Origin of the sequence: Rathayibacter sp. AY1E3 (assembly GCF_002932235.1) — a bacterium.
In the GTDB taxonomy this organism is placed as follows: Bacteria; Actinomycetota; Actinomycetes; order Actinomycetales; family Microbacteriaceae; genus Rathayibacter.
In genome coordinates this window covers 189,313-214,346 of sequence record NZ_PSVN01000003.1, presented here as the reverse complement: position 1 = coordinate 214,346, position 25,034 = coordinate 189,313, and the positions used below count along the sequence as shown (strand labels likewise).

Here is a 25,034-nt window from a genome sequence, read left to right as displayed (position 1 = left end):
GGCCATCCGCAGGCGGTGGCCGGCGGAATCCGAGACCCCCTTCTCGGCGGGATGTGGCGGGCCGTCCTCCGCCCGCGGTACGTGCGCGAGCTCCTCGATCAGGCGGAGAGCACGGATGCGCTCTCGGAGCGACGCCCAAGGCTCCGAGCGCTCACGGCCTTCTGAGGGCGTCTCGCGAGCCTTCGCTCAGGCGGCGCCGCCATGATCGAGGCTGGTACTCGACGGAAGGTTCTCTGTGAGCATGTTCAAGCGCGTTCTCGGCATGGCGTCGAAGGCGCTCGATTCGAAGAGCGGCTCGGGCTCGTCCTCGAGCGGGACGACCGATTGGCGCGACCTCGTGCGCTCCGCTGCCGACAAGGTGACGGGCGACTCGCGGAGCGGGCAGGCCCAGCCGCCTCAGCAGTACGGCTCACCGCAGCGCCCCTCCGCGCGCCCTCAGGACGCCCGGCCCGGGCAGCAGCCGGTCGTCACCAAGGAGGACCGCGCAGCGATCGCGCGCTACGACTACCTCCTGCGGACCGCCGACCCGGAGCAGCTCGAGCAGGTGCACCGCGACGCGTTCGCGAAGCTGACGACGGCGCAGCGCACCCAGGTCGAGGCGCGCCTCCGCGACGAGCTGCCCGCGAACGAGCAGCCGCGGTCCTCCGCCCCCGAGGACCTGGCGCGCGCGGCGACGCGCGGCGAGGCGAACGATCCGGGGTTCCTCAAGAAGATGTTCTCGAAGCCGGGGACCCGCGGTGCCCTCGCGGGTGCCGGCGTCGGAGCGGCGGCGGGCATCGGGCTCGGCGCGGCGGGCGGACTGCTCGCGGCGGTCGCGGGCGGTGCCGTGATCAGCAGCGTCGCCGGTCCGCTGCTCGCGCAGGCGTCCGGCCTCGGCGTGGACTTCGAGAACCTGGCCGGCGGATTCGGGGACCTGGGTGACTTCGGCGACATCACGGGCGGCGCGGGCGAGTTCGTCTCCGGCGCGGGCGAGCACGTGTCCGGGCTGGGGGAGCAGGTGTCCGAGTTCGGCTCGGACTTCCAGCTGCCGGGTCTCGGCGACCTCGGGAACCTCTTCGACCGCTAGGCGGTCCCGGCCGGAGCGCTCCGGCGGCGGAGGAACGGCGACGCGATCGCGAGCGCCGCTCCGACGACGAGCAGGACAGCGCCCACGATCGCGACGGCGGTCGTCGACCAGTCGGGGAGGTCGACGACCGTCGTGCCGTTGAGGAGCTTCCATTCACAGGCTGCGCCGAGCGGCCACCACGACCAGAAGCCGCGGACGAGCTCTCCCGCTTCGGGCGGGACACCGCCGAGGCTGACGCTGCAGACGTAGTCGAAGCCCTGACGGTCGATGTTCGCGTACTGCAGAGGCACGAGTGCGAGCGCGGCCAGGCCGGCGACGGCGAGGACGAGGCCGGCGATCAGGGCGAGACGGGCGGCCGTGAGGCGCTTCTTCACCGGTGTCGAGGCGGGGGCGGGCGGCGTCTCGGTCATCATCCGATGGTGTCATGAGCGCGGAAGGGCCGGGCGGGGGTGCGCAACTACGGCTGAGACGCGTGCATCGGTCTGATTCAGCGCTTCGCGAGAAAGTCAGCATCCGGTGCGCAAGAGTCGCCGGTGTGCTGGCGCGATCGGATGCCGTCACCAGCGTCCGCCGACCGCCCGCAGCGCGACGGCCAGCATCCCGGCCAGCGCCACCAGGACGGTCGCGATGACGAAGATCCCGGACGAGTAGCCCTCGACCATCAGCGGCAGCACTGCTCCGAGGACGGTCCCGACCTGCGTCACGGCCGTGTATGCGCTGGCGCCCGCGCCGACTCCGCCCCTGCTCGTTCGACCGAGCAGGACCAGGCCGGTGCTCTGAAAGCCGACGCCCACAACGGCATAGAGCACCTGGGCCAGCAGCAGCACCGGATAGGTGGTCGCGAGGAGCAGGAGCGAGAACGATCCGACCCCGAAGAGGGCGATCACGACGAGGGTGACGGCGCTGCCGCGGGCCGCGCTGAGCCGACCGAGCAGAGGCAGCGCGGCCAACTCCAGTAGAGCCGATATCAGGAACAAAGGAGGCACCTCGGCAGGGCGGAGCCCGGACGAGACAGCGAACAGCGGCAGATAGATCCCCCGAAGGGTGTCGGCCGACTTGAGAAGCGCCACGAGGACAAGCGCAGTGAAGAACGCTCCGCTTCTCGCTCGAGGCGTTCCGACTTCTCCGCCATCGTGCTCGCGCGGGAACGCGCGTCCAGCGAATGGTCTGCAGGTCGCACCGATCATCGTGATGCCGCCGAACACGGAGGCGATCAAGAGAGGATCGAGCCCGAGCGCGGACACGGCCGAGTAGATGACGAGGCCGAGGATGTATCCGCCGACCGTCATCAGCCGAAGACGCGTGACCGCGGCGACCTGTTCGTCGTCACTCAGCTGCGCGGCGACGCGGCCGAAGATCTGCGGGACGATCGTGCTGACGAGGAGCAGGAGAACGCCGCTCAGCATGACGAGCACGAATGTACCTGCGGTCGCGCGGAGTGCAAGGAGGGCGACCGGGACGGCTGCGCAGGTCAGGACCAATGCGCTGCGCGGGTACCCGTGATGGCGAACTGTAGGGACGAGCAGGGTGTTGTAGACGATGGCGGCGGCCGCGTTGACGAGAAAGAACACGGCGATCTCGCCCTTTGAGTGACCGGCCGAGTCGAGGGAGACGGGAACGGCTACGCTCGTGAGGCCTCCGATGGTCGCGTTGCTCAGCAGGGTCAGGGCGACGGATTGTGGGACGCGAGCGCCAGACAGTGGTTCCTCCTTAGTCGCTGACCGGTCTAGTTGGCGCGGGCGGACGAAGGTGGATCCTCGATGTCGCCCGGGTCGTTGCGATCCGAAACTGATGCGCGCCACTGAATATCTCTCACCTAAAAGCCGTCCGACCCTATCCCCGCTGATTGAAATGCCGCGGCGAGACCGCGCCCCAGCAACAGGTCCTTCCCGCACCTCCGGGCCGTGGCCAGAAGATGCTCACCCCACACTGCAGCCAGGGGCGCCATCGCATCGCTCAGGTACACCATGTCGAATTCGCGTTCGGCGAAACCGCATCGGATCCCGATCGCGTTGAGATTGACCGGTCGCCGTGCAGTCGACCAGCCGCTCGGATGTTCGGACGCAATGGGAAAACCCGGCCCGAGCGCGACGACGGACCGTGAATGAGCTACTTCAGACATCAGTCCGACAAAAAGCATCGATGTGTCGTTCGGATGCTGACGAAGGATCTGCAGGTCAGCTCGGCTGTTCGTTGAATCTCGAGCCCACCTCGCGACGCGCTCCCACTCGGGCTGCTCCAATTGCGCCAGGGGCCTGTTGCAGATGAAGAACTCGATTTCCATATCGACACATCGATCGGCCCACTGTTCCAGGTTAGCTCGATTGCTTCTTGCTTGTTCGGCTGTATTTTCGGAGATGCTCGGCAGTTCTACGCCCCACGCGTCCTCTATCCAGTGAAGAGAAAGGCCCATCCGGCATAGCCTGTAGCCGAACTCCACATCTTCGACTCCATAAGTTGAGAAGCGCTCGTCGAAACCGCCCGCGGAGAAGAAATCCGATCGCGCCACTGCAATGTTCCGTCCCCAGTAGAAACGCCAGGGGACCGCCAGCGGAACCCGCCGGACATCGACATCCAACCACTTGTCCGATCTGTAATCAGCGTAGCCGGGCCGCGTAGCCATCTCCATGCGTCTTGTGCGCCAGTCCGGGCCGCTGACAAGAGAACGGAATGCATGGGCATCTTCGCCAGAGAAGTCCCAGCCGTAGGTCGGCCCTGCTGTACTGCGTTTACCGACTTCCACGTTCGCCGCATGGGACTGAATCAGGTTCTCGCCCGCGAGAGTGCCGCAATCGAGGAAGATCAGTGTTCTGCCCCGAGATGCTCGCGCGCCGAGATTCCTTACCGCGCTCAGGCGGAACCCGTCGTCTCGTTGGCGAGTGTATGAGATGTCAATCGCGTGTTCGAAGGCCTTGACGACCGCAACGGTATCGCTCGAAGAGCCGTCGTCTGCGACGATGACCTCATAGGTGAACGACGCCTCTTGTTGCGCTAATGTCGTCAGAGTTCTTCTCAACTCGTCAGGGCGGTCATAGGTCGGAACGACGACTGAAACCTCCGGAGAAACATCGTCTGCTTTCTGCGGGAAGATCAACGGTCCTGACATGCCTTCATCCTTTCTCGCGTACCTGGAGGCATCGCAGAGCCGGCCCTCATTGTACGTTGCGGACTGCACTCCGCGATGTCGCGGTAAAGGAGTGATCGCTTCACGTCAGTTCGCTTGTGACTTCGCAATTCGATGTGCGAGACCGTAGCAGGCTGTGCCCTTCGGCGACCAGAGTGTGGCGCGCGTGGCACCCCTCGGGTCGTGAACACCGTGCGCACGCGCAGACGTGGCGCCAAGGCTCGCCCGCTGTCCAGCTCTCACAGAGCCAGGCGCGGCGAGTGTCATTTCGTGCCAGTCGTCGGCGTGGATGGCTGTGGGATATATGTTCATCATCACATCGAACCGACGAAGACCCACACGAAGAGGTGCGGAGTGATTTATCTCGATTCTGCGGCCACGTCTTTTCCCAAGGAGCATCATGTAGTGGACGCCATGAAATCCTATGCTGAACGTGGAACAAGCCCAGGCAGGTCGGGGCACCGGCTATCCGCTTGGGCTGAGGGCCAAGTCTGGGCAGCTCGTGAGTCGCTAGCAGATCTGGTCAAATGCATCGATCCGGAGCGGGTGACCTTCTCGCTGAATGCAACGATGTCTCTCAATGCGGTTGTGCACCACCTGGGCTCGATCGGGGGCCGCGTCCTGACGTCCGCTTTCGAACACAATTCAGTGGTTCGGCCACTTCATGCAGCGGCGCAGGAGGGTTCGGTCAGGCATGAGATCATTCCGCCCTCGACCAGCGGACCGTTCGATCTCGATCGACTGCAGGAGCAACTGCTTGCCGGCGGAGTCGCCGGGGTCATTGTCACCTGGGCCTCCAACGTCTCCGGTTCAGTGCTTCCGATCCGTGAAATCTCTGAAATCTGCAGAGAGGCCGGTGTTTTCATCGCCGTGGATGGGGCGCAGGCGCTTGGGTACCTTGATGTCGACGCGGGTCTTGCGGACGTGCTGGTGTTCGCTGGGCACAAGGGTTTGGGGGGACCTTTGGGTGTTGGTGGCGCTGTTGTCGGAGAAGGTGTCCGGTTGTCGCCTTTCGTCACCGGCGGATCGGGTGGACGTTCTGAAAGTCGGGATCATCCCTGCTGGCTGCCCTGGTCGCAAGAGGCGGGAACACAGAATGGGATCGGAATCGCCGGGTTAGGCGCGGCTCTGAGGCTGTTGGACGGGGCCGAGATCGCCAGAAGGCGGCGTCGAGCAACCGATTTGCGAGAACGATTCGTTACTGGTCTCAGTGGTGGTGGCGCGGTCACCCTCATCGAATCGCCCAGCGCCGAAGAACCTGTCGGAGTGGTGTCGTTCCGGATGAACCGTGTGACCCCGAGTGTTGCTGCTTCGCTCCTCGAAGAACGCTTCGACATTCTCGTTCGCGCCGGACTGCATTGCTCTCCTCTGGCCCACGAGACTCTCGGCACAGGCGATGGCGGGACTGTCCGGGTGAGTTTCGGGCCGAGAACTACGACAAATGAGGTCGATCTAGCACTTGCCGCAGTCCAGTCCATCTCATCGAGTTCGAGCGAAAGGAAATGATGAAGAATGTCGGTCACCTGGGACCCCGAATGCGTCTTCTGCAGGTCGAATCCGCGTCGAGTGTGGGAGGAAGACGGACTCGCGGTCTGTTCTGATCCAGCTCCCCTTCGGCAGGGTCACCTCCTCATCTACACAACCGAGCACTATCCATCGGCCGCAGACATGGATGCGCAGGCGGCAGAGCGGCTCGACGCATTGGAGGCCGACCTCGGTAAGCGCATCTGTGCAGAGTTCGGGGACTACGTTCTGTTCGAGCACGGGCGTACCGGTCACTGTCTTCGAAGGCGTCCTGGAGAGCGCCTCTGTCATCACATGCACGTCCACATGATCCCCGGCGCCCTAGACCTGCGGGGCTATGCAGGAATAGCGCAAGAGATCGAGATCTCATCATGGCGAGACGTCCTAGCCCTTGGTAGCGATGTCGATGGGTACGTTGTCATCGGCAATGCGCACGAAAAGGTCGTCGCGCCATTGACGCGCTCTCTTCCTCCGCATCACCTGCGTACGGTGATCGCGCGAGCGAACGCAACTCCAGATCTCGCCGACTGGGAACTCGCTCTCGCGGGAGAAGAGGTGGGCCTGGTCGCCGCTGCATCGCATTCGACTGTCGTCGCGCTCGTTGAGAATTTTCGGTTTGCGAGGGCGACATGAAGCGCCCCGTTGTACTGCATGTCTCGTGGGGAAGGGGGAACGGCCACGTCACGCGCCTGGTAGCCATAGGTCGGGCTTTTCACTCCGCGGGTTGGGACTGTGTTCTACTCGGTCGGCAGAATGCGGTGCACGATCGATTGGTCTCGAAGGCGGGAATCTTCACGACAGCCTATTACCGCGAAGGTGTCGCAGACATCGACCCATGGGCAGAATGGGGAGATCCTGGCGTGTTCGATAAAGCAGTCGTTGCTGACGTCGCTGTGCTCCAGCGGTTCAGGCCGGACCGGGTGATCAACGATAACCGATTGTCGATGATCGTAGCTTGCGCTTCGCTCTCCATCCCGATCGTCACGCTATGCCAAGACAATCAGCTCGTCGGCTACCGCTATCAGGGCGAGGGAGTGTCCGAGATCTGGACCGGACCGCTCATGGCGGTCAACGAGGCTCTTGGGCGGCGAGGGCTTCCCCTGGTCGATCGAGATGTTCGAGAACTGTTCGAACGCGGGCTGATCGCAATACCGAGTGCGCCGAGTCTTGACGTAATGGAGAGCCGCGTCGTTATGAGAGAAGTGGTTTTCACTGGCGTTCTCGGACCGGTCAAAGCGGGTCTGCATGGATCCGGGTTGCTGTTCTATCGGACGGTAGGAGGAATCGACTCGGAGTTCCTGCACGCTTTCGAGAACTGGGAAGGAGAAATCTATGTGGCGACCGGAGACCAGGCGTCAGCGGATTCGTATCGACATGTCCCGGACGCCATCCACGTCGCGGCTCTCTGGGATCTCGAAGAAGTGTTTCCGGAGCTGGCTGCCGTCGTGCATCACGGAGGACATGGAATCGCGACGACGTGCGTGGCATCAGGGGTGCCAGCCGTCATTCTTCCAGGTCACAATCCGGAGAGGCGTTCGAACGGGTATCGGGTGGAGTTGTCGGGGTGGGGGAAGGTGCTCGGTCCACTTTCAGCGGAGGGTACTCGATGGGGCCCGGCCGTCGATGTGACCGGAGACCGTCCTCCGTGGAGCGATGTCCGTGGTGCAGTCGACGCTCTCCGGGCCCCCGACGTCGACGCGGGCGGGTCCGTCGCGTCAGCATCAGAGCTCGTCCGGCTGCTGACATGACGAGGGAGAAGCTCGTCCGAGACGGTGTACCGGCACTGCTCCGGGGTCTCGGTGTCGACGCGCGCTTCAGATCCGTCGATGCCAGCGAGCGGCGGGCCTGGCTCCTGGCGAAGCTGAAGGAGGAATGCGACGAGGTCCTGGCTGCCCCGTCCGTCGAAGAGCTGGCGGACGTCGCGGAAGTCCTGCATGCGCTCGCGTCGGAGCTCGGAGTGGCCTGGAGCGAGGTCGAAGCGGTGCGCGAGAGGAAAGGAGCGGACCGCGGAGTGTTCGACGCCGGAGTCGTGATGCGACTCTCCGAGTAGCACTCTGCTCGCGCGGCGGCGTCGTACCCTCGACTGCATGGGGTTCGTCTTCTCGCTGGTGATCATCGTCCTGACCGTGCTCGCGCTGGTCGACGTCGTGCGGCAGCCGGACAACGTCATCAAGAACCTGCCCAAGATCGTGTGGATCCTGCTGATCTTCTTCCTCCCGCTCATCGGCGTCTCGCTGTGGTTCCTGCTCGGGCACGACTGGAAGCGTGGCGACGGCGGATCCTTCGTGCCGGGCGGCCGAGTGCCCCGCCGCCGGAAGCAGGCGCCGCCGACGGTAGTGGTGCGGCCCGCTCCGAAGAGCACCGAGGAGCAGCTCGCCGACCTCGAGCGCGAGGAGGCGCACTACGCGCGGCTCGCGGAGGAGCAGCGTCGCCGCCGCGAGGGGGAGCGGCCGCTCGACGCGTGAGCGGCCGCTCCGGAGGCCGCTACTTCGAGAAGTTCGACGCCGCCCACTGGATCGAGGCGATCTTCGCCTGGCCCGCGACGCTCGGGTGGAAGTAGTCGGTGGTCCCGATCAGGCCCTTGGTGACGGGGGTCGCGGTGAGCGCTCCGCCGTCCCAGTCGCAGAGCTGACCGGCGGCGCTGCACGCCGTCTGCAGCGCGGTGTTGTACTGCGTCGTCCGCGTCTTCGCGGCAGCGGCGGAGGCGGCCGCGGCGGTGCTGCTGAGCCTGCGGCCGGTGGAGCTGACGCCGCGCGTGGTCCGGCAGAGGTCGCCGCCCGCCCAGACGAGCGCGCCGACTCCGGTCTTCACGACCGACCACTCGGAGGCCACGTTCGGCATCGACGAGAGGACGATGCGGGCGGAGGGCCACGTGGTGCGGATCTTCGTGATCGCGGCGGAGGCTCCGGTGCGGAACGTGCTCGCCGGGGTCATCGTGTAGCCGTCGGAGGCGACGCGGTTGTCGGGCGAGCAGAGGTCGTTGCCGCCGATGAGCAGGGTGACGACGTCCGGCCGCACGCCGGCGGCGACCGCGGCGTCGATCCGCGAGGGGACCTGCGCGACGACGTCGCCGGTGGTGGCGAAGTTCGCAGTCGTGACGGTGGTGCCGGGGAGCGCGGTCCGCAAGCGGGAGGCGAAGGAGTTCACGGAGGAGCTGGTGCCGGTGGACCAGTTGTTGCGGGGGCAGTCCGCGAAGGAGCCGCAGGTCCCGTAGGCCTGGGTGATGGAGTCGCCGAGGCTCAGCACCGAGAGGGGGGCGGGAGTGGCGGCGGCGGCGGCCTGCGCCGGGAGCAGCGCGGCGGCGAGGGCGAGAGCGGCTCCGACGGCGAGGGCGCGGACGCGGCGGCTCGGGGTCGGCGGGCGGGAGGAGGAGAGGCTCATGGGGGACCGTTCTCGAGGGGGAGGACGGTGGGGGAGCCGTCGGTGCTGACGCTAGGGGAGCGGCGCCCCGGATGACCCCGAACGGGTGACCCCAGAACGGGCCGGATGTGCGCGACGGCAGCGGATCCGGTCGTCCGGCGGGCGGAACCGTCTGGAAGGCGAGCGTCCTCTCAGCCGCCTGCCACCGGCACGATCCGCAGCCGGCTCATCGCCCAGACCAGCGCCCCCGACGCGAGGAACGCGACCGCGATCCCGACGACGAACACCGACACCTGCCCGTACCCGGTCGCGGGATCCAGGAACGGATAGGGCACCCAGCCGTCCGTCGCTCCGCGGATCAGCACCACGACGAGCCAGACGATCGGGTAGACCACGACCAGCCAGAGCCTCCGCCACGGCAGCGGAGGGCGATCCGCGAGCAGCAGCCAGTCGAGCAGTCCGTAGACGGGGAACAGCACGTGCATGACGGTGTTGGCCCACGGCAGCGCCACTCCGCCCGCCACATCGGTGAGGAGGGTGTTGTAGACGAGGCCGACGACGATGATGTACCCGGTGAAGGCACCCCGCACCAGTACGAGCCCGTCGGGCGCGGGGCGGCGGCGGAGCGCGAGCACGGCGGTGGCTCCGAGCACGACGGCCAGCACGATGTTGCTCTGGATGGTGAAGAAGCCGAAGAAGTTGAACGGGTTCAGCGGCGTCCGAGAGGCGGTGTCGACGGCCGTCGCGATCACGGCCACCAGAACGGCGGCGGCCACGAGGAGGCGGAGGAGCGCGACCGGCACGCGGGCCGACTCCGCCCGGGAGGAGGGAGCGGGCGGCGTCATCGCTCGAGCGTAGCGCCGGAGCGCCTACCCTGTCCCCGTGCTCACGATCGGTGTCGACCTCGCTGCGGAGCCGGTGCGCACCGCTCTCGCCGCCCTCGAGTTCTCCGGCGGTCGGGCCGTCGTCCGCTCGCTCGCCCTCGGCGCCGAGGACGCGATGATCGTCGAGGCGTCACGGGACGCGGCGGTCATCGGGATCGACTGCGCGTTCGGCTGGCCGGTGGAGTTCGCGGCGTTCGTCTCCGCGCACACGCGGCGGGAGGTCTCGCCGCGGACGCTCGCGGGACGCGACTGGCGCCGCCGCCTCGCGTACCGCGAGACGGACCGGGTGGCGCGCGAGGTCACGGGTCGGTGGCCGCTCAGCGTCTCGACCGACCGGCTCGGGATGACCGCGATGCGCTGCGCGGAGCTGCTCGACGCCTTCGCCGCGAGCGGAGAGGACGTCGACCGCTCCGGGCGCGGACGGCTCGTCGAGGCGTACCCGGCGGCGGCGCTGCGGCTCTGGGGAGTGGACACCACGGGGTACAAGACGCGACCGGAGGCCGTGGCGCTCGCCGCGGAGTCGCTGCGACGGGCCGCACCCTGGCTCGATGTGCCGGCGCCCGCGCTCGCGCTGATGAGCCGCTCCGACGACGCGTTCGACGCCGTCGTCGCCGCTCTCAACGCCCGCGCCCACGCCCTGGGCGCGACCATGCCCGTGCCTCCCGAACTCCAGGAGGCGGCGGAGGCCGAGGGGTGGATCGCGGTCCCGACCGGATCGCTCGCGGAGCTCGCGGGCTGATCCGGCCGTCTCGACGGGTGTGCGCTCAGGCCGGGATCTTCGCCCCCAGCAGGCCGGCGGCGACCTCGGCGGCCCGCTCGGCCTCCTCGACGGTCGAGAAGGGTCCGGTGGGGACGAGGGAGGGCGCGGTGGTCAGTCGGGCGTCGATCTCGAGTCGGAACCGGGGCAGCTCCGCCCCGGGAACGACGACGATCCTGACTCCGTTCCGGCTCCATCGCGCGGGTTGGATAGAAGAAATCTGTGTCATGGTGCTCTCCGCTTTCGCGATCATCCGCACGGGTGGCTGACGCCTCGACCGTGCACGCTTCACGCTACGTCCGGTGCCCGTCTCTCCGAACGGGCTTGACCTCTCAGGCTCGTCGGGCGTAGCGGGTCACTGCAGTCGGTCGAGGGTGTCGCTGATCCGCCGCAGGCACTCGATGAGGACCGACACCTGCGCGGCGTCCAGGTCGGCGAGCACCTCGCCCTCAGCGGCGACGAGATTCCGCATAGCCTCGTCGACCCGCTTCATGCCCCGCGGGGTGAGCGAGACGATCTTGCTGCGCGAGTCGGCGGCGTTCTGCTCGCGGACCACGAGCCCGCGAGCCGCGAGGCGGTCGACGCGGCTGGCGAGGTTGCCGCTGGACAGCGCGAGGTGCGTGGCCAGGGCCGAGGGCGTCATCCCGCCCTCCCCGCGCTGCCGCAGCAGCGAGAGGAGCTCGAACTCCCACGGGGCGAGATCGCTGACGGCGAAGGACTGCCGCCGCACCTCCTGCACGCGCGGGCTGAGCCGGCGGAGGCGGGAGACGACGTCCAGAGGCGCGAAATCGAGGTCGGGCAAGGCCCCGGCCCACGCGTCGATCACCAGATCGACATCGTCGTCTTCGCGCATGCCCCGATTATCCCCGGACGGCGCGGGCGCCGACGACGGGTGGTCCGGGGAGGCCGGCGGGCCTAGCCTGTGCGGACCGGTCAGGCGCGGGCGGCCCGGACGTAGGCGACGATCGCGTTGGCGTGGCCGTGGCCCAGGCCGTGCTCGGTCTTCAGCCAGGTGACGACCTGCATGTGCGGCTCGGAGCGCAGACGCTCGTCGGCGAGGTCGAGCCAGTCCTGGACGGGACGGCCGTAGGTCTTCTCGATGCTCGGGAAGTACGAGGCCGGTCCCTTCGGCTTCGCACCGTCGGCGGGCGGTTCGGGAGCGAGCACGCGGTCGGTCATGCGGTCACGATAGCGAGCCGCGGTCAGGTCGTGTAGGCCGAGGGGTCGAACCGGCCGAGCTCCTCGCGGAAGGCGAAGGCGAAGTCGGGCCAGAGCAGGGTGAGTCGCCGGTTGTCGTCCAGGTACCAGCTCTCGCAGCCCCCGTTGGTCCAGACGGTGTCGGCGCTGAGGGCGTCGAGCCGTGCGACGGAGGCGGCCTCGGCCTCGGCGGTGACCTCGAGCCGGTCGGCGCCGGAGACCGCGAGGTGGTCGAGCGCGGCGAGCACGTAGGCGATCTGCGTCTCGATCATGTGCACCGCGGAGTTGTGGCCGAGGCTCGCGTTGGGGCCGTTGACGACGAAGAGGCTCGGGAAGCCGTGGACCGCGGTCGACTCGTACGCGACCATGCCGTCGGCCCAGCGGTCGGCGAGGAGGACGCCGCCGCGGCCGCGGATGCGCCGGGCGAAGGGCGGCCGCGTGGAGTGGAAGCCGGTCGCGAAGACGAGCACGTCGACCCCGTGCGGGACGCCGTCGTCGCCGAGCGCGGCCCCCTCCTCGAGGCGCCGGAGCGGACCGGGGACGACGCGGACGTGCGGCTGCGCGAGAGCGGGGTAGTAGTCGTCCGAGAGGAGCACGCGCTTGCAGCCGATCTCGTAGTCCGGAGTCAGCACGGCGCGGAGCGCGGGATCGATGATCTGCGCCTCGAGGTGGCCGAGCGCCTCCGCCCGCAGCCGATCGATGGCCTCGGGCACGGCGACGCGGCCGGCGAAGCCGAGCTCGGCGCGCCAGAACAGCTCCTCGCGGAGCCTCGCCAGGGCCCCGGGCGCGCGGGAGAGGGTTCGGCGCTCCTCCGGCGGGTACGGGCGGTTCCGGCGGGGGACGACGTACGGGGCTGAGCGCTGGAAGAGCACCACCTCGGCGGCGCGCTCGGCGAGGTGCGGCACGATCTGCACGGCGGAGGCTCCCGAGCCGACGATGCCGACGCGCTTCCCGTCGAGGTCGACGTCGTCCCTCCAGCGGGCGGAGTGGAAGGCGGGACCCGCGAACGAATCCAGGCCCGGGACGGCCGGGAGGCGGGGCTCGGAGAGGCGCCCCGCGCAGACGAGGAGGACCGCGGCGGAGTAGTCGCCCCGGGAGGTGCGCACCCGCCAGCGGTGCGCCTCCTCGTCGAAGACCGCCTCGAGCACCTCGGTCCCCAGTCGGAGCCGCGGCGTCAGGCCCTCCTTCTCGACGACGCGCTCGAGGTAGGACTGGATCTCGGCCCCGGGGGCGTAGAACGCCGACCAGTCGGCCTCGGGGGCGAAGGAGTAGGAGTAGAGGTGCGAGGGGATGTCGCAGGAGACCCCGGGGTAGACGTTGTCCCGCCAGGTCCCGCCGATCCGCTCGGCGCGCTCCAGCACGACGAACGAGGTCCCGCCGCGGCGCTCCAGGCGGACCGCGGCTCCGAGGCCGGCGAACCCGGCGCCGATCACGACGACGTCGACGTCCATCAGACCGTCGTCCTCGCCAGGACGCTGCCCGCCGGGTCGCGGTGCGGATCGGCGAGGAAGTGCTCGAGGACGGCGAGGAGCTCGGCGGGCCGCTCGGCGAGCACCGCGTGACCGGCGTCGAGGACGGCGTAGCGGGCGCCGTCGATCGCGCCGAGCAGGGCCTCGGCGCCCTCGACTCCGGCGACAGCGTCGGCGGAGCAGCCGACCACGAGGGCGGGAACCCGGCAGTCCATAGCCGCCGCAGCGACGTCGGCCCGGGCGGAGGCGGCGAGCATCCGCGCGGCGTCGGCGCCCCACGGGGAGGAGGTGGTGGCCGAGCGGACGGCGAGGAGCCGAACGGCCTCCTCCTGCGCGTCGGGCGGCAGCATCGGCCAGAGGCGCGCCGTGCGGAGGAGGCGCTCCGTCGGGCGCAGCCATCCGGCCACGAGGGCGAGGGCGCGCACCCGCCGATCGCCCGCGGCGAGGGCCACGGCGGCTCCGAGCGAGTGGCCGATCAGGACGGCCTCCTCGGCGCCGAGCGCGTCCAGGGAGGCGCGGACCGCGGCGGGTCCGTCGAGCCAGGGGTCGCCGAGATCGGCGAGCTCGAGCGCGGCGACGCGGTGGCGCCGCGCCAGCATCGGCAGCAGCAGCCCGGTGTCGCTCCGCGCGCCCCGGCCGACCCCGGTCAGCAGCAGGACCGCGCGCGGGCTCTCGGCGCCCGCGGTCAGCAGCCGCACGGTGGCGCTGTCCGACTCGATCCGCTCCTCCCGGACCAGCTCGGCCTGGCGCCGCAGGTACTCGGAGCGGGTCATGACGCCCGGCGGGTCCCGCGGACCGGGAGGCGCATCCGCTGCGGACCCGCCGCTGCGACGGGCTCCGCCCGCAGCGCCCTCTCCGGCGCGACCACGCCGTACGTCGTGGTGCGCTGGCGCCAGCCGCGGCCGATCTCGCCGCTCAGCCGGGCGACGGTCGCGATGTCGAGCGAGCGGTAGGCCTCCGCTCCGGCCTCGGGCCGCAGGGCGCCGTCGAGCAGCAGGCCGCCGAGGTCGTCCGCCCCGCCGCGGAGGAGGACCTGCGCCGCGTGCAGTCCGAGCTTGGTCCAGGCGGTCTGCACGTGGGCGATCCGGCCGTGGAGGACGAGCCGTGCGACGGCGTGCACGGCGCGGGTCTCGCGGAGGGTCGGCCCGCCCCGGCTCGCGCGCACCACGGCGGGAGGCGCCTCCGCCGGGACGAAGGGCATCCCGATGAACTCGGTGAAGCCGCCCGTCTCGTCCTGGATCGCCGCGAGCGTGCGCAGGTGCGCGAGCTGCTGCTCGGGGGTCTCGACGTGTCCGTAGACCATGGTCGAGGTGGAGCGGAGGCCGCTGCGGTGCGCGGCCGTGATCGCCTCGCGCCACTCGGCCACGGTCGGGTCCGTCCCCTCGCTCAGGACGGCGCGGACGTCGTCGTCGAGGATGCGGGCGGCGGTCCCCGGGACGGAGTCCACGCCGGCCTCGCGCAGAGCGTCGAGCATCGCGGGCAGGGTTCGGCCCGTGCGCCGTGCGACCTCGAGGATCTCGCCGGGCCGGTAGGCGTGCAGGTGCAGCGAGGGCTGCCGCTGCTTCAGCGTGCGGACGATCAGCAGCAGATCGTCGCCCGGGTGCTCCGGTCCGATCGCGCCCTGGAGGCAGAGCTCGGTGGCGCCGAGCGTGACCGCCTCGTCGGCGAGCTCCTCCAGCCGCTCGACGGTCAGCCCGCCGACTCCCCAGAGGGAGGTGTCGATGTTGCGGTTGATGACGATCGAGACCTCGTCGCCGGCGGCGTCGTGCCGCAGGTCGTCCGCCAGAGCGGAGAGGGCGTCGAGGTCGTCGCCGTCGGCTGCGAGCAGGGCGAGGTAGTCGGCGTCCTCGAGACCGGCGGGGTCCGTCTCCGCCCGGGCGAGCACGGCGCCGAGGGCGGGCGCGACCGGTCGGGGCAGGGGGTCGAGCGAGTCGCGATAGGGCCGGGGGAGGACCGCCGCCGCCTCGTCGGCGAGCCAGGTCCCGCGGTCGGCGAGTGCCTCGACGTAAGGAGCGACGCGCGGATCGATCCAGGTGGCCGAGTCGCGGAGGTACTGCGGGTGGGCGGTCAGCCGCTCGTGCAGCCGGTAGCCGGCCGCCGCGGTGAGCCGCGCGAGGTCGTCGATGTTCGGCCAGGGGCGCTCCGGATTCACGTGATCCGCCGTGAGCGGGCTGACACCGCCCCAGTCGTCGACCCCGGCGCGCAGCAGCAGCCCGAGCTCCTGCTCGTCGGTGAGGTTCGGCGGCGCCTGGATCGTCGCCTCAGCGCCCAGCACGAGGCGCGCGACCGCGACGTTGGCCACGTACTCCTGCAGCTCGAGGTCGACCTCGTTCTGCATGGCCGTCCGCGGCTTCGCGCGGAAGTTCTGGACGATGCACTCCTGCACGTGGCCCCACCGCTCGTGGGACTCGCGGATCGCGAAGAGGGCGTCCGCCCGCTCCGCCGCGTTCTCGCCGATGCCCAGCAGCACGCCGGTGGTGAAGGGGATGCGGCTGCGGCCCGCGTCCTCGAGCACGCGCAGGCGCAACGCCGGGTCCTTGTCCGGGGAGCCGTAGTGCACGCCGCCCTTCTCCGACCAGAGGCGCTCGGCGGTCGTCTCGAGCATCATGCCCATCGAGGGCGCGACCGGGCGGAGCCGCTGCAGCTCGGCCCACGACATCACGCCGGGGTTCAGGTGCGTGACCATGCCCGTCACGCTCATCACCAGGACGGCCATCGCGCGCACGTACTCGAGCGTCGAGGCGTAGCCGTGCTCGGCGAGCCAGGCGCGGGCGACCGGCCACCGGTCCTCCGGGCGGTCGCCGAGCGTGAACAGGGCCTCCTTGCAGCCGAGCGCGGCACCGGCGCGGGCGACCTCGAGGATCTCCTCCGGCTCCATGAAGGTCGACTCGCGCTTGGCCGCGAGCCCGCCCGGTGTCTCCACGAAGACGCAGTAGTGGCACCGGTCGCGGCAGAGCTTGGTCAGCGGGACGAAGACCTTCCGCGAGTAGGTGACGACGCCGGGCCGTCCGCGGCGGGCGAGTCCGTCGTCGCGCAGGCGGCCGGCGGCCTCCAGCAGCAGGTCGAGGTCGTCGCCGCGCGCGCCGAGGAGCTCCTCGGCGGTCTCGCGCGTCAGCGCCTCGCCGCGGTCGAGCCGGGCGAGCAGGGTGGCCGTGGTCATGCGGGAGCGGCCCTTCCGAAGGGGGTCGTGGCGGAGGCGGGAGGTCAGAGCGCGCGCAGCCGCGGCGCGAGGTCGCGCTCGAAGGCGTCGAAGAAGCGCTGCTGGTCGTGGCCCGGGGCGTGGAAGACCAGGTGGGTGAAGCCCGCGTCGACGTAGGGCTTGATCTGCGCGACCGTCTCCTCGGGGTCGGAGCCGACGATCCAGCGCTTCGCGACCTGCTCGATCGGCAGCTCGTCGGCGGCGCGCTCCATGTCGACCGGATCGGTCAGCGAGTGCTTCTGCTCCGGCGACAGCGAGAGCGGCGCCCAGAAGCGCGTGTTCTCGAGCGCGAGCGCCGGATCGGGATCGTAGGAGAGCTTGATCTCGATCATGCGGTCGATGGTCGAGGAGTCGCGATCGGCCGCCGCGGCGCCCTCCTCGACGGCGGGGAGCAGCTTCTCGGTGTAGAGCTCCATGCCCTTGCCCGACGTGCAGATGAAGCCGTCGCCCGCGCGGCCGGCGTACTTCGCGACGACGGGGCCGCCCGCCGCGATGTAGACCGGCACGCCGCTCTCGGGCTTGTCGTAGATCGACGCCTCGTGCGTGGAGTAGTACTCGCCGTCGAAGGTGACGCGGTCGCCCGCCCAGAGCGCGCGCATGAGCCGCACGGCCTCGCGCAGGCGGGCGAAGCGCTCCTTGAATTCGGGCCAGGTCTGCTCGCCCGCGCCCTGGTAGCCGGTGGCGACCTCGTTCAGCGCCTCGCCGGTGCCGACGCCGAGCATGATCCGCTCGGGGTAGAGCACGCCGAGCGTGCCGAACGCCTGGGCGATGACGGCGGGATTGTAGCGGTAGTGCGGGGTCATCACGGAGGTGCCGAGGGTGATGGTGGAGGTGCGCTCACCGGCCGCGGCGAGCCAGGCGAGGGAGAACGGCGCGTGCCCGCCCGTGTGCCGCCACGGCTGGAAGTGGTCCGAGACGACCGCGGTCTCGAAGCCGTACCGCTCTGCGCCGACCGCGAGCTCGACGAGCTCCCGGGCGCCGAACTGCTCCGCCGATGCCTTGTACCCGAGCGTGATCGTCATCTGCAGCCTTCGTGAGAGGTGGGACGGCCCCCGGAGCGGGAGCGGCCCCTCCATTCTGCGCCCGCCGCGGCGCCCGGCGGGACGGGTGGACGCACCCGGGGGAGGCGTGCCCCGATCCCGTGCTGGGGAGGAGCGTCAGGCCGGCGGAGCGGCGATGTTCACCATCCAGCCGACGCCGTAGCGGTCGACCAGCATCCCGAAGCGGTCGCCCCAGGGCGAGGCGACCAGCGGCTCGACGACCGTGCCGCCCTCGGCCAGGCCGTCCCAGTAGCCGCTCAGCTCGGCGTCGTCGTCGCCGAAGAGCGCGATCGTGATGCGGGCGCCGCTCTCGGCCGGGCTCGAGGAGGGGGAGTCGGAGCCCATCAGGATCATCCCGCTCGGCGTGACGAGCTGGGCGTGCATGATCCGGTCCTGGTCGGCCGGATCCGCGCTCATCCCGAAGTCGCCGAAGCGGCTGGAGCTGAGCTCGCCGCCGAGGACGTCCCGGTAGAACTCCATCGCCTCCTGCGCGGAGCCGTCGAAGCCGATGTAGGGGCTCAGTGAAGTGGGCACGGCACGCCTTTCCGTCGAGGTGCGCCCAGTATCTCCGCGTCCCGACGCGAGCACCAGGGGCGTCCTGCAGAAGGTCCGCCCCCGGTCCTCAGAGCTCGTCGCGGGTGGGCGGGTTCGCGCCGGAGCGGGAGGTCGTGATGCCGGCGACGTGCGCGGCGTGACGGCCGATCGCGTGCAGGGCGGGGCCGTCGAGGAGCATCCCGTTCGCGGCGCCGAGGCCCTGGCGGAACGCCTCGTCGAGGATCGCGCCCATCGCGGAGTCGCCGGCGCCGATCGTGTCCGCCACCACGATCCGGGCGGCGGGCACGGTCACCCGCGTCATGGCCGAGGCCAGCAGCAGTCCCTCCGCGCCGCGGGTGACGACCGCGAGCTGCGACCCGAGGGAGAGCAGCCGGCTGAGGACCTCGTCGAGCTGCATCGTCGGGTAGAGCCACTCCGCGTCCTCGTCGCTGAGCTTCACGACCTCGCACGCGGCGGCGATCCGCTCGAAGCGCGCGAGCGCCTCGGCGTGCGCGCCGACCAGAGCCGGGCGGATGTTCGCGTCGACGCTCGCCGTCACTCCGGCGGGCAGTGCCTCGAGGAGCTCGAGCACGGCGGATCCGCCCGGCTCGAGGAAGATCGCGATGGAACCGGTGTGGACGTGGGAGGCGCCCTCCGGGTCCGCCGCCGGCGGGTTCCAGGAGAGGTCGAAGACGTAGCGGGCCGACCCGTCCGCGGCGAGGACCGCCCGAGCGGTGCTGGTGCGCTCCGAGTCGCCGTGCCGGACCTCCACGCCGGAGGCCTCGAGGTGGGCGCTGATGCGGCGGCCGCGCTCGTCGTCGGCGATGTCGGTGACGAGGGTCGCGGGCCGCCCGAGTCGGGCGAGCGTGAGGGCGACGTTGGCCGGGGAGCCGCCGACGTGCTCCGTGGCGCTGCCGTCGCGCTCGACGATGTCGATCAGCGCCTCGCCGATGACCAGGGTGCGGGAAGCCGGGCTGACGCGCTCGTCGGTGGAGGACATGCCGACATCATGCCGGGTGACGGGGTCGCCCCGCGACGCGCGGGGCCGACCGGCGCGAGCGGGTCGCGTCCCGACCGCGGTCTCAGCCCCGGTCGCGCAGGTCCGCCAGCACCGCGTCCACGCTCGTGATCTCGATCAGCGGCGCGTACAGGGACATGGCGTCGAGCGCGCGCTGGTGGTCGGCCTCGGAGGCGCCCGCGCAGGCGTCCGCGGCGACCCTGACCCGCACTCCGGCGTCCGCGGCCGCCAGCGCCGTCGAGAGCACGCAGCAGTCGGTCGAGACGCCGGTGAGCACGAGCTCGCGGGAGTCGTCGAGCTCGGCCTCGAGCTCGGGCCCCCACTTGCCGAAGGTCGTGGCGGTGATCGTGCGGTGGCCCTCGAACCCGGCCGCGAGCTCGTAGAGCCGGTCGCTCTCGGGGACGAGCGCGAACGGCCACTCGCGGTAGTAGGGGATCCACGCGCCGGCGGGCCGCTCCGGGGCGACGAAGCGGGTGGTCACGACCCGCTCGCCGAACGCCGGGAGGAGCCGGCGGGTCCCCTCGGCCGCGCGCTCGAATCCGCCGGATCCCCACGGCGACTCGGCGTCGGCGAAGACGTGCTGCAGGTCGATGGCGACGAGCAGGCTCACGCCGAGGCCTCCTGGCGGCGGACGGCCCCGCGCGAGAGGGCGAGCGTTCCCGCGAAGCCGATCACGAGCGCCACGAGGACGCCGAGGTTGGCGCCGGCCCAGTCGCCGTCGCGGCCGCCGAGCGGGCCGAGGAGGTAGCCCTCCCACTCGAACCCGGGGGAGTAGTTGACCACCAGGCCCCAGCCGACGATCGCGCCGATCAGCACGAGGGCCACGGGGACCGCCGAGACGCTGCCGTAGCGGCCGCGGGAGTCGTACAGGGCCTCCTGGTCGTAGTCGCGCCGGCGGAGGAGGAGATCGGCGAGGAACACGCCGAGCCAGGCCGCGATCGGCACGCCGAGGGTGATCAGGAAGCCCTGGAACGGGCCGAGGAAGTCGCCCGCGACGAACACGACGTAGACCGCTCCGAGGACCATCAGCACGCCGTCGATCCCGGCGGCCACCGGCCGCGAGACCTTGAGCCCCGTGCTGAGCAGCGCCAGGCCCGAGGAGTAGATGTCCATCACGGCCCCGCCGATCAGGCCGAGCAGCGCGACGACGATGAAGGGGAGCAGGAACCAGGTCGGCAGGATCCCGGCGAGCGCTCCGATCGGGTCCGCGGCGATCGCGTCCGAGAGCTCCTGCGAGGAGCCGGCCAGCAGCAGGCCGACGACCACCAGCACGACGGGCGCGACCGCTCCGCCGATCGTCGTCCACGCGATCACTCCGCTCGTGCGGGCACCGCGGGGGAGGTAGCGGGAGTAGTCGGCCGCGGCGTTCACCCAGCCCAGCCCGAAGCCGGTCATCATGAACACGAGCCCGCCGATGACCGCGGCGGCCGAGCCCGCGGGCAGGGCGCCGACGGCGGCGAGGTCGATCCGGTCGAGGACGAGCACGACGTAGACCACGGTCAGCACGGCGGTCGCGACGGTGATCGCGAGCTGGAGCCGCATGATCAGGCGGAAGCCGGCGATCCCGGCGATCACGATGAGCGCGGCGACCACGATCAGCGCGACCACCTTGGTGAGCACGCCCCCGTCCCAGCCGAACTCCTCGAACACCGTCGCCGTCGCGAGCACCGCGAGGGAGGCCAGCACCGTCTCCCAGCCCACCGTGAGCAGCCAGGAGATCACCGAGACGAGGCGGTTGCCGTCGACCCCGAAGGCCGCCCGGCTGAGCACCATCGTGGGGGCGGAGCCGCGCTTGCCGGCGACGGCGACCAGACCGCAGAAGAGGAACGAGACGACGATCCCGATCACGCTGACGAGCGTCGCCTGCCCGAAGGAGAGGCCGAAGCCGAGGAGGAAGGAGCCGTAGCTCAGCCCGAGCACGGACACGTTCGCGGCGAACCACGGCCAGAACAGGTCGCGAGGGCGGCCGTGCCGCTCCGACTCCCGGATCGTGTCGAGGCCGTTGAGCTCGATGCCGCTTGCGGGGCGGGTGCTCGGACGATCGGGGGAGGTCATCGCGTCCTCGTTCTCACGGGTGCCGGCCCTGCGCCGGAGCTGTGACGAACCTACAGCGCCCCGCGCTCGAACAGCAGCCGGAGCGATTCGAGGTCGTCCGCGACCCGCGCGCAGTCCTCGTCCCAGTCGTCGAGGCTCATCCCGGGGCGCCGCCGCACGGTGAAGGCCACCTCGGCGCCGTCCCCGTTCACGAGCACCCGGAGCGGATTGTCCACCACCGTCCCGTCGGGGAGCGTGACCTCGTGGTCCGCGACGCCGAACGGGTTCTGCGGGGCGAAGCGCACCTCGACCCGGCCCATCGGCGAGTCGACGAACCAGCGTCCGTCTACCTGCTCGAGCGCGGAGGAGGCGAGGCCCGCGGCCCACCGCGGGAGGTTCGCCGGGTCGGAGACGAAGGCATACACCTCCGCGGCCGGAGCCTCGATCACGACGCCTACGGGGCGCGATTCGTTCAGGGTCATCCGCTCGTCCTTCCTCTGCAGCCGGTCAGTGCTCGTCGCCGAAGCTGGCGACCAGCAGCGCGGCCAGCGCCGTCCGCTCCAGCATGCCCTCGATGCCGATCGCCTCGCTGCGCGCGTGCGCCCCCTCGCCCGGGGCGCCGAGCCCGTCGAGGACCGGCAGGCCCAGCGCGGCGACGAGGTTGCCGTCGCTCGCCCCGCCGACCGCGATCTCGCGGAGGGGGACGTCGATCCGCTTCGCGACCCGCTCGGCCCTGCGGTAGAGCGCGGCGACGGAGGCGGTCCGCTCGAAGACGGGCCGCTCCCAGGAGCCGCGCACCTCCAGCCGGATGCGCGGGTCGGCGGCGGCGAGCGCGTCGAGCTCGGCCTCGACGCGGGCGGCCTCGGCGGATCCGCGGATCCGCGCCTCCAGCTCCAGGCGCACGCGGGCCGTCGTCACGTTGACCCGCGAGCCGCCGGAGACCACTCCGATGTTGACCGAGGTGCCCTCCTCCTCCCGCGCGATCGCCAGCACCCGCGGGATCAGCGAGCCGAGCTCGTGGATCGCGCTCGCCCCCTTCTCCGGCTCGACCCCGGCGTGCGCCTCGACCCCGACCACGTCGATCACGAAGCGCCCGATGCCCTTGCGCGCCGTCTTGACCGCGTCGCCGATCGCGCCCTCGAACACCAGGACCGCGTCGGCGCCCGCGCACTGCCGCTCCAGGAACGGGCGGGAGGCGGCGCTGCCGATCTCCTCGTCCCCGCTCATCACCAGGCGGACGGCCGGATGCGGGACGCCGGCGTGGCGAAGCGCGGCCACCAGCCACACCATCTGCACCAGCCCGGCCTTCATGTCGTAGCTGCCCGGTCCGCTCAGGCGGTCGCCGTCGACGGCGAAGGGCCAGGAGCGGGTCGTGCCCAGGGGCCACACCGTGTCGTAGTGGCCGAGCAGCGCCACGAACGGACGCGTGCCCCGGTGCGGTCTCGCGCCGCCGCTCGCCGGGACGGTCCAGCTGGTCGCGGTCGGCGCGTCCTGCGCACGCCGGTGCTGCACGTCGGCGTCGTGCCCGAGCCGCTCTCCCACCCAGTGCACCAGGAACGCGTGCAGCTCGCCGAGCGCCTCGAGGGAGTCGCTGGGGCTCTCGATCATCACGAGGTGCCGGACGTCGTCGAGCATCCGCGAGCGGTTGTCGCGGAGGAAGGAGCGCACGCGGGCGGCGTCGTCGGCATCGGGGAAGGTCATCGACTCCGGAGTACCAGAGTGCGGCCGCTCGCGCGAACCGGCTGAACCGTTCGGGCCCCCGTTACGTTGGTGCAGGAAGAGGTGGAGATGTCCGAGGATCAGGCCCAGATGCTGCGTGCGCTGCACGACGAGCACGCCAGCGCGCTCTGGCGGTTCGTGCTGCGCCTGACCGGCGACCGCCAGATGGCGGAGGACGTCGTGCAGGAGGCGCTGCTGCGCGCCTGGAAGCACCCCGAGATCCTCGCCCAGGGCGAGGCCGCCGCCCGCTCCTGGCTCTACACCGTGGCCCGGAACCTCGTCATCGACGACCGCCGCAGCGCCCGCTACGCCCGGGAGCTGGGCACGGACGAGGTCCCCGAGCGCCCGACCGCCGACCGCACCGACCAGGTGCTCGACGCCTGGCTGCTCTCGGACGCGCTCAGCGGACTGAGCCACGACCACCGCGCCGTCATCGTGCACGCCTACTACGGCGGCCGCACGGTCACCGAGATCGCCGCGCTGCTGGGGATCGCCCCGGGCACCGTCAAGTCTCGGATGCACTACGGGATGCGGGCCCTCAAGCTCGCACTGCAGGAGCGGGGGGTGACGGAGCTGTGAACCGCGACCCCTCCTCCGACGTCCGGCACGACGACCCCTTCCGCGACTGGGACGCCGCGTACCTCCTCGGATCCCTGACCGCCGCCGACCGCCGCGAGTACGAGCTGCACCTGCGCGCCTGCCCCGGCTGCCGCGAGTCCCTCGCCGAGTTCGTCCCGCTGCCGGGCCTGCTGGCCCACCTGCCCCAGGACGAGGCGATGCGCCTGGTCGAGGAGCCGGAGGCGGCCGGCGATCCGGCTCCGGCGGCACTGCTGACCCGCCTCGCCGCGGCCACCGACTCCGTCCGCCGCCGGACGCGGCTGCGCATCGCGGGCCTGGTGCTCGCCGCCGCGGGCGTCTCGGCCGCCGCCGCCGTCGCCCTGCCGCTCGCGATCGGCCCGTCCCTCGCCCCCGTCGAGACCGTCGGCTCGACCGTCTCGCTCGCCGCGGCTCCGGGCGTCCCCGTCGAGGCCTCCGTGCGGTTCGTGCCGCAGCAGTGGGGCACGCGGATCGACATGGACTGCAGCTGGGCCGACACGGCCGAGCAGTACGCGGGCTCGGCCGGCTACGTCCTCTACGTCACGGACACCTCGGGCGGCACCGAGGCCGTCGGATCGTGGACGAGCGCGCCGGGGACGACGATGGAGCCCAGCCTCGCCACCGGGCTCCCGCTCTCCGAGATCGCCTCGGTCGAGGTGCGGCTGCAGGGATCGGACACCGTCGTGCTCACCGGCCGCCCCTGAGCGGGCCGCCGGATTCCCAGGTGCGCGCTCCGCGGACTGAGTAGCTTCTCAGTCATGACGATCGCGACCCTCGCCCTCGCCCCCGCCTCCGTGGCGACCGCCTCCTCCTCCGACAGCATCGACGAGCTCTCCGGGCTCGTCGGCGTCGCCGCGCGGGTGATCGCCGCGCTCGGAGAGGCGGGCGTCGGCCTGCTGACGCTGATCGAGACGGTGTTCCCACCGATCCCGAGCGAGCTCGTGCTGCCGCTGGCCGGCTTCCTCGCCCAGCAGGGCCGGATGAACCTGGTGCTGGTCGTGATCACGGCGACCCTCGGCGCCTACCTCGGCGGCCTGATCCTCTACGCGCTCGGCCACCGCATCGGCACGGAGCGCTCGATCCGCCTGCTCTCCAAGCTCCCGCTGGTCGACCGCGAGGACTTCGAGAAGGCGGTCGGCTGGTTCCGCCGGCACGGCACCTGGGCGGTCCTCTTCGGTCGCCTCATCCCGGGCGTGCGCAGCCTCATCTCGCTCCCCGCGGGGGCCGAGCGGATGAACCTGCTGCTGTTCTCGGGACTGACGATCCTCGGCTCCGGCGTCTGGAACGGCCTGCTGATCGGCCTCGGCGCAGCCCTGGGTACGCAGTACGAGCTCGTCGACCAGTACGCGGGCGTGCTCGACGCGATCATCTACAGCGCGTTCGGCGTGCTGCTGCTCGCGCTCGTGGTGCGCCGCGTGCGGCGGCACCGTGCCGCGGCGCGCACCGGATCGCGCCACTGACCTGCGTCCTCGGGCGGGCGGGCGCAAGGCCCCGCGCCACCCCGCCCCGGTG

At 70.9% G+C, this 25,034-nt stretch carries 28 protein-coding genes; 10 read left to right on the top strand and 18 right to left on the bottom strand.

Annotated elements, in window-relative coordinates:
- Positions 1 to 241 precede the first annotated feature (241 nt).
- Positions 242 to 1,066, top strand: coding sequence for a hypothetical protein (locus C5C53_RS03925; protein WP_258075366.1), 825 nt, complete (start codon positions 242 to 244; stop codon positions 1,064 to 1,066).
- Here C5C53_RS03925 and C5C53_RS03920 read toward each other — a convergent pair.
- The 3 genes from C5C53_RS03920 to C5C53_RS03910 all read right to left on the bottom strand — a co-directional run bounded on the left by C5C53_RS03920 (position 1,063) and on the right by C5C53_RS03910 (position 4,172).
- Positions 1,063 to 1,476 (bottom strand): hypothetical protein, encoded by a 414-nt coding sequence (locus tag C5C53_RS03920; RefSeq protein ID WP_104339898.1) that lies wholly within the window; start codon positions 1,474 to 1,476, stop codon positions 1,063 to 1,065. The genes C5C53_RS03925 and C5C53_RS03920 overlap by 4 nt on opposite strands.
- 147 nt (positions 1,477 to 1,623) lie before the next feature.
- Positions 1,624 to 2,637, bottom strand: a complete 1,014-nt coding sequence (locus tag C5C53_RS03915; RefSeq protein ID WP_104226470.1) for a hypothetical protein — start codon at positions 2,635 to 2,637, stop codon at positions 1,624 to 1,626.
- Between the two features lie 245 nt (positions 2,638 to 2,882).
- The gene (locus C5C53_RS03910) at positions 2,883 to 4,172 is read right to left on the bottom strand and encodes a glycosyltransferase (protein ID WP_104266878.1); all 1,290 of its coding nucleotides are present in this window, start codon (positions 4,170 to 4,172) and stop codon (positions 2,883 to 2,885) included.
- 372 nt (positions 4,173 to 4,544) lie between these two features.
- Between C5C53_RS03910 and C5C53_RS03905 the strand changes: the two genes are divergently transcribed.
- The 5 genes from C5C53_RS03905 to C5C53_RS03885 all read left to right on the top strand — a co-directional run bounded on the left by C5C53_RS03905 (position 4,545) and on the right by C5C53_RS03885 (position 8,179).
- Positions 4,545 to 5,696, top strand: a complete 1,152-nt coding sequence (locus C5C53_RS03905) for an aminotransferase class V-fold PLP-dependent enzyme (protein WP_181065646.1) — start codon at positions 4,545 to 4,547, stop codon at positions 5,694 to 5,696.
- 6 nt (positions 5,697 to 5,702) lie between these two features.
- The gene (locus C5C53_RS16765) at positions 5,703 to 6,347 is read left to right on the top strand and encodes a hypothetical protein (RefSeq protein ID WP_146084424.1); all 645 of its coding nucleotides are present in this window, start codon (positions 5,703 to 5,705) and stop codon (positions 6,345 to 6,347) included.
- A 125-nt stretch (positions 6,348 to 6,472) separates the two neighbouring features.
- Positions 6,473 to 7,462, top strand: a complete 990-nt coding sequence (locus tag C5C53_RS16760) for a glycosyltransferase (protein ID WP_219813958.1) — start codon at positions 6,473 to 6,475, stop codon at positions 7,460 to 7,462.
- Complete coding sequence (locus C5C53_RS17035; RefSeq protein ID WP_104266874.1) at positions 7,459 to 7,764, top strand: nucleoside triphosphate pyrophosphohydrolase; 306 nt, start codon at positions 7,459 to 7,461, stop codon at positions 7,762 to 7,764. Before C5C53_RS16760 ends, C5C53_RS17035 begins: the two co-directional genes overlap by 4 nt.
- A gap of 37 nt (positions 7,765 to 7,801) precedes the next feature.
- A complete protein-coding gene (locus tag C5C53_RS03885) occupies positions 7,802 to 8,179 on the top strand; it encodes a PLD nuclease N-terminal domain-containing protein (protein WP_104255426.1) in 378 nt (125 codons plus the stop codon).
- A 19-nt stretch (positions 8,180 to 8,198) separates the two neighbouring features.
- Here C5C53_RS03885 and C5C53_RS03880 read toward each other — a convergent pair whose 3' ends face one another.
- Positions 8,199 to 9,095, bottom strand: coding sequence for a GDSL-type esterase/lipase family protein (locus C5C53_RS03880; protein ID WP_104266873.1), 897 nt, complete (start codon positions 9,093 to 9,095; stop codon positions 8,199 to 8,201).
- Between the two features lie 170 nt (positions 9,096 to 9,265).
- Positions 9,266 to 9,919, bottom strand: coding sequence for a Pr6Pr family membrane protein (locus C5C53_RS03875; RefSeq protein WP_104266872.1), 654 nt, complete (start codon positions 9,917 to 9,919; stop codon positions 9,266 to 9,268).
- Positions 9,920 to 9,956: 37 nt separating this feature from the next.
- Between C5C53_RS03875 and C5C53_RS03870 the strand changes: the two genes are divergently transcribed.
- Positions 9,957 to 10,697: a DUF429 domain-containing protein gene (locus C5C53_RS03870; protein ID WP_104266871.1), complete on the top strand. Its 741-nt coding sequence runs from the start codon at positions 9,957 to 9,959 to the stop codon at positions 10,695 to 10,697.
- A 25-nt stretch (positions 10,698 to 10,722) separates the two neighbouring features.
- On the opposite strand, the gene C5C53_RS03865 is transcribed toward C5C53_RS03870, so the two are convergent.
- From C5C53_RS03865 to C5C53_RS03805, 13 genes are all read right to left on the bottom strand, one after another.
- Positions 10,723 to 10,944, bottom strand: a complete 222-nt coding sequence (locus tag C5C53_RS03865) for a hypothetical protein (RefSeq protein ID WP_146076606.1) — start codon at positions 10,942 to 10,944, stop codon at positions 10,723 to 10,725.
- Positions 10,945 to 11,070: 126 nt separating this feature from the next.
- Entirely contained in the window at positions 11,071 to 11,568 is a 498-nt protein-coding gene (locus C5C53_RS03860) for a MarR family winged helix-turn-helix transcriptional regulator (protein WP_104266870.1), read from the bottom strand.
- Positions 11,569 to 11,648: 80 nt separating this feature from the next.
- Positions 11,649 to 11,894 carry a DUF4287 domain-containing protein gene (locus C5C53_RS03855; RefSeq protein ID WP_104225060.1) on the bottom strand — a complete coding sequence of 82 codons (246 nt, stop codon included), beginning with the start codon at positions 11,892 to 11,894 and terminating at the stop codon, positions 11,649 to 11,651.
- Between the two features lie 23 nt (positions 11,895 to 11,917).
- A complete protein-coding gene (locus tag C5C53_RS03850; RefSeq protein ID WP_104266869.1) occupies positions 11,918 to 13,363 on the bottom strand; it encodes an NAD(P)/FAD-dependent oxidoreductase in 1,446 nt (481 codons plus the stop codon).
- Complete coding sequence (locus C5C53_RS03845) at positions 13,363 to 14,154, bottom strand: alpha/beta fold hydrolase (protein WP_104266868.1); 792 nt, start codon at positions 14,152 to 14,154, stop codon at positions 13,363 to 13,365. Before C5C53_RS03845 ends, C5C53_RS03850 begins: the two co-directional genes overlap by 1 nt.
- Positions 14,151 to 16,541, bottom strand: a complete 2,391-nt coding sequence (gene cofG, locus C5C53_RS03840; protein ID WP_104266867.1) for a 7,8-didemethyl-8-hydroxy-5-deazariboflavin synthase CofG — start codon at positions 16,539 to 16,541, stop codon at positions 14,151 to 14,153. The genes C5C53_RS03845 and cofG overlap by 4 nt, the downstream gene beginning before the upstream one ends.
- A 44-nt stretch (positions 16,542 to 16,585) precedes the next feature.
- Positions 16,586 to 17,602, bottom strand: a complete 1,017-nt coding sequence (gene fgd / locus C5C53_RS03835; RefSeq protein ID WP_219813957.1) for a glucose-6-phosphate dehydrogenase (coenzyme-F420) — start codon at positions 17,600 to 17,602, stop codon at positions 16,586 to 16,588.
- Positions 17,603 to 17,737: 135 nt separating this feature from the next.
- Positions 17,738 to 18,154, bottom strand: coding sequence for a VOC family protein (locus C5C53_RS03830; protein ID WP_104246718.1), 417 nt, complete (start codon positions 18,152 to 18,154; stop codon positions 17,738 to 17,740).
- 88 nt (positions 18,155 to 18,242) lie between these two features.
- Positions 18,243 to 19,154 (bottom strand): carbohydrate kinase, encoded by a 912-nt coding sequence (locus C5C53_RS03825; protein ID WP_104266866.1) that lies wholly within the window; start codon positions 19,152 to 19,154, stop codon positions 18,243 to 18,245.
- 82 nt (positions 19,155 to 19,236) lie between these two features.
- Positions 19,237 to 19,782 carry a cysteine hydrolase family protein gene (locus C5C53_RS03820; RefSeq protein ID WP_104266865.1) on the bottom strand — a complete coding sequence of 182 codons (546 nt, stop codon included), beginning with the start codon at positions 19,780 to 19,782 and terminating at the stop codon, positions 19,237 to 19,239.
- A complete protein-coding gene (locus C5C53_RS03815; RefSeq protein ID WP_104266864.1) occupies positions 19,779 to 21,227 on the bottom strand; it encodes a cytosine permease in 1,449 nt (482 codons plus the stop codon). The genes C5C53_RS03820 and C5C53_RS03815 overlap by 4 nt, the downstream gene beginning before the upstream one ends.
- A gap of 50 nt (positions 21,228 to 21,277) precedes the next feature.
- Positions 21,278 to 21,688 carry an SRPBCC family protein gene (locus C5C53_RS03810; protein WP_104266863.1) on the bottom strand — a complete coding sequence of 137 codons (411 nt, stop codon included), beginning with the start codon at positions 21,686 to 21,688 and terminating at the stop codon, positions 21,278 to 21,280.
- Positions 21,689 to 21,713: 25 nt separating this feature from the next.
- Positions 21,714 to 22,907 carry a M20/M25/M40 family metallo-hydrolase gene (locus C5C53_RS03805; protein WP_104225069.1) on the bottom strand — a complete coding sequence of 398 codons (1,194 nt, stop codon included), beginning with the start codon at positions 22,905 to 22,907 and terminating at the stop codon, positions 21,714 to 21,716.
- An 87-nt stretch (positions 22,908 to 22,994) separates the two neighbouring features.
- Here C5C53_RS03805 and C5C53_RS03800 point away from each other — a divergent pair, with 87 nt between their 5' ends.
- From C5C53_RS03800 to C5C53_RS03790, 3 genes are read left to right on the top strand one after another with little or no spacing between them, the layout of a single operon-like run.
- Entirely contained in the window at positions 22,995 to 23,504 is a 510-nt protein-coding gene (locus C5C53_RS03800) for a sigma-70 family RNA polymerase sigma factor (RefSeq protein WP_104225070.1), read from the top strand.
- Complete coding sequence (locus tag C5C53_RS03795; protein ID WP_104266862.1) at positions 23,501 to 24,226, top strand: anti-sigma factor; 726 nt, start codon at positions 23,501 to 23,503, stop codon at positions 24,224 to 24,226. Before C5C53_RS03800 ends, C5C53_RS03795 begins: the two co-directional genes overlap by 4 nt.
- 54 nt (positions 24,227 to 24,280) lie before the next feature.
- Entirely contained in the window at positions 24,281 to 24,982 is a 702-nt protein-coding gene (locus tag C5C53_RS03790) for a DedA family protein (protein WP_104225072.1), read from the top strand.
- Positions 24,983 to 25,034: the final 52 nt, after the last annotated feature.